The organism is Dokdonia sp. Asnod2-E02 (assembly GCF_045063915.1).
Lineage (GTDB): Bacteria > Bacteroidota > Bacteroidia > Flavobacteriales > Flavobacteriaceae > Dokdonia.
Genome location: NZ_JBEFNX010000003.1, coordinates 1 through 1321 on the forward strand (window position 1 = coordinate 1; position 1321 = coordinate 1321).

The 1321-nt window shown below is 44.9% G+C and carries 1 pseudogene; it reads left to right on the forward strand.

The window, feature by feature from the left end:
• Positions 1-1321, forward strand: a pseudogene (locus tag ACJJVM_RS00015) (iron-regulated protein FrpC); the annotation flags it as partial.

A 1321-nucleotide genomic window follows, 5' to 3' on the forward strand; every position in this document is an offset into this window, starting at 1 on the left:
GTAGGAACCGATGATGATGGGATTACCACTTTTGACCTTACCAGCCTTGATGCAGGTATTACCGGTGGCGACCCAACCCTTACCGTGACCTACTATGAGTCGCAAGCAGACCTAGATGCAGGTATTGCAAATGCTATTCCCACACCAGAGGCATATGTAAATGATGGTACTAGTCCGCAGACGCTTTTTATCTTAGTAAGTAGTAGTGATGCAGGAATGTGTGGTGCAGAGACTACGGTAGACCTACAGGTAAATCCGCTACCAGTTATTGGAGAACCTTTACCAGAGGCTATTGCGTGTGATGAAGACAATGATGGTTTTGGAGCCTTTGACTTACAACAGTATAATGATGACTTATTAGCAATGCTTACAGACATCACCCTACGTTTTTATGAAACCCTAGATAATGCCACGGCAGATACAGGTGCAGGGCAGATAGATATTACCGTTCCTTATAACAACATCACAGGGATGACCTCACTGTATGTGGTAGCACAAGACACCAACCCTGCTACGGCAACGGCTTGTACTAAGATTTATGAATTTGAGCTTGTGGTATATCCTATCCCTGAGATTCCTGCAGCCCTTGAAACACTTACTGAGTGTGATGATGATAATAACCTGATGGAAATCATAGACCTTACTCAAAACGAGGTTGCCATCATAGGGACACAAGATGCAACCACGCTTGTCATCACGTATCACAACACCCTAGCAGATGCAGAAACGGGTAACAACCCAATTATAGATCCAGCCAACTATAACGCAACACAGGTAGCACCACTTGAGGTAATCTGGGTACGTTTACAAGTAAATGATGGTAGTCCAAATATATGTGCTGCAGTAAGCTCTTTTGAAATCTCTGTAGAAAGCCCACCTACGGCAAACCCAGCCAATGATGATCTAGATCTAATGGTTTGTGATGATGATGCAGATACCTTTAATGTGTTTGACCTTACCGTTAATGAGGCAAGTCTTACCGGTGGTGACCCATTACTATCTGTGACCTATTATGCAAGTCTTGCAGACCAGATGAGTGATACTCCTATTGTAGACCCTACGGCTTATACAAACATTCAGAACCCACAGACGATACAGGCGGTAGTCTCTAGCGCAGCGGGATGTACCGACCAGACTACTTTTGACATTGAGGTGTTACCATTACCTACGCCTAACACAATGCCAGATGCCGTGGAGGTATGTGATGCCACGACAGATATTGATACTGATGGCGATGGGGTGATTGACGCTGGTTCTGGTTCGGATACCGATGGTTTTGAGAGCTTTGATCTTACGGGTGTGATTGCTCAGATAGGTGGAG